At 37.8% G+C, this 2,946-nt stretch carries 1 protein-coding gene; it reads right to left on the reverse strand.

Going from position 1 to position 2,946, the window contains the following annotated elements; all coding sequences use genetic code 11:
• The coding region (gene rpoC, locus ACIQ6Z_RS09950) for a DNA-directed RNA polymerase subunit beta' (RefSeq protein ID WP_396210717.1) at nt 1-2,946 on the reverse strand (2,946 nt) is incomplete at both ends.

Consider the following 2,946-nt stretch of genomic DNA (forward strand, 5'->3'; position numbering starts at 1 on the left):
ACTAAATATTTCTTCACTTCCCCAAATTTAGACTCGATAGCGATTTCTCTGTTACCTCTTTTGATTTTTCCAAAAGTAACTACCCCGTCGATTTCTGAAACCACTGCTGGATTCGATGGATTACGAGCTTCTAATAACTCGGTAATTCTTGGTAAACCTCCCGTGATATCGCCTGTTTTAGAAGAACGACGTGGGATTTTTACTAAAATTTTACCGGCTTTAATTTTCTCACCATCATTAACCATAAGGTGAGCTCCAACTGGTAAGTTATACGAACGAATTAATTCGCCGTCTTTACCATAAATCAATAAGGTTGGAACTAATTTTTTATTTCTTCCTTCCGAAATTACTTTCTCTTGGAAACCGGTTTGCTCATCAATTTCAACTAAGAACGATTGTCCTTGTTCTAAATCTTCATAAGCTACTTTTCCTGTGAATTCAGAAATAATTACCCCATTATAAGGATCCCATTTACAGATGGTAGCACCTTTTTCTACAACGTCACCGTCTTTTACAAAAATGCTAGATCCATAAGGAATGTAGTGTGTATTTAATACAATACCTGTTTTAGGTTCTACTAATTTTAATTCCGTTGAACGAGAAATTACGATGTCAACGGTATTACCTTCAGCATCTTCTCCTTTAACCGTTTTTAAATCTTCGATTTCTAATTTACCACCAAAACGTGCCACAATACTAGACTCTTCAGAGATACCACCTGCAACCCCTCCTACGTGGAACGTACGAAGTGTCAACTGTGTACCCGGCTCACCAATTGATTGTGCTGCAATAACACCAACTGCCTCCCCTTTTTGCGTCATTTTTCCTGTTGCCAAGTTTCTTCCGTAACATTTAGCACAAATACCTTTAGTAGCTTCACAAGTTAATGGCGAACGCACTTCCACTTTTTCAATTGGAGACGCTTCAATTTTCTTAACGATCGCTTCTGTAATTTGGTCTCCCGCTTCAACTAAAACTTCATTATCCAATGGATTAACAACGTTTTGTAAAGCAACACGGCCAAGAATTCTTTCGCCTAAAGTTTCTACGATTTCTTCGTTTTTCTTTAAAGCCGAAACTTCAATTCCTCTTAAAGTACCACAATCTACAGAGTTCACAATTACATCTTGCGATACATCATGTAAACGACGTGTTAAGTAACCCGCATCGGCTGTTTTAAGAGCGGTATCGGCAAGACCTTTACGCGCACCGTGCGTAGAAATGAAATATTCTAAGATCGAAAGTCCTTCTTTAAAGTTAGAAAGAATTGGGTTTTCAATAATTTCACCACCACCAGCAGTTGATTTTTTAGGCTTAGCCATCAAACCACGCATACCGGTTAACTGACGAATTTGTTCTTTAGAACCCCTTGCACCCGAATCAAGCATCATGTAAACCGAGTTGAAACCTTGTTGGTCTTCACGGATATTTTTCATTGCCAATTCGGTCAATTGTGCATTAGCAGAAGTCCAGATATCAATAACTTGGTTGTAACGTTCGTTATTGGTAATAAGACCCATGTTATAGTTCATTGAGATACCTTCAACTTGCTCTCTAGCATCTGCAATTAATTTTGTTTTTTGTTCTGGAATACGAATATCCCCTAACGAGAACGATAGACCACCACGGAATGCAAATTTGTATCCCATGTCTTTCATGTTGTCCAAGAAAGCTGCAGTAGTTGGAACATCAGTTACCGCTAAAATTTTACCAATGATATCACGTAATGATTTTTTAGTCAATACTTCATTGATATATCCTGCTGCTTGCGGTACTACTTCATTAAATAATACTCTACCCGCAGTAGTTTGAATAATTTGGTAAACTAATTCTCCATTTTCATTAAAATCTTTAGCACGTACTTTCACACGAGCATTTAATTCTAATTTTCCTTCGTTCAAAGCAATATTTACTTCTTCTGCAGAATAGAATGTTAAGCCTTCGCCTAAAATTTTATGTTCTGGAGTAGACAAACGCTCTTTGGTCATGTAATACAGACCCAATACCATGTCCTGAGAAGGTACGGTAATTGGAGCTCCATTAGCAGGATTCAATATATTGTGAGAAGCCAACATTAACAATTGTGCTTCTAAAATAGCTTCTGGACCTAAAGGTAAGTGAACCGCCATCTGGTCACCATCAAAATCGGCATTAAAAGCCGTACATACTAATGGGTGTAACTGGATTGCTTTTCCTTCAATTAACTTTGGTTGAAATGCTTGAATACCTAAACGGTGTAACGTAGGAGCACGATTTAGCAATACAGGATGTCCTTTGATTACATTTTCAAGAATATCCCATACTACAGGCTCTTTTTTGTCGATAATTTTCTTAGCCGACTTCACTGTTTTAACGATTCCTCTTTCGATTAATTTACGAATAACGAATGGTTTGTATAGTTCAGCAGCCATATCTTTTGGCAAACCACATTCAAACAATTTCATTTCTGGTCCAACGACAATTACGGAACGAGCCGAATAATCCACACGTTTTCCTAATAAGTTTTGACGGAAACGACCTTGTTTCCCTTTCAATGAATCTGAAAGTGATTTTAAGGGTCTGTTTGATTCTGTTTTAACAGCAGAAGCTTTACGAGTATTGTCAAACAATGAATCTACCGATTCTTGTAGCATACGTTTCTCGTTACGTAAGATCACTTCAGGAGCTTTGATCTCCATCAATCTTTTTAAACGGTTGTTACGGATGATTACTCTACGGTATAAATCATTTAAATCTGACGTAGCAAAACGACCTCCATCCAATGGCACCAACGGACGCAATTCTGGCGGAATCACCGGAATTACTTTTAAAATCATCCACTCCGGACGGTTTTCTCTGTTATAGTTTGACTCACGGAACGATTCAACTACATTCAAACGCTTTAAAGCCTCCGTTTTACGTTGTTTAGACGTTTCGTTATTAGCGGCATGACGCAATTCATATGAT

Origin of the sequence: Flavobacterium sp., assembly GCF_044376915.1 — a bacterium.
Taxonomy (GTDB): domain Bacteria; phylum Bacteroidota; class Bacteroidia; order Flavobacteriales; family Flavobacteriaceae; genus Flavobacterium.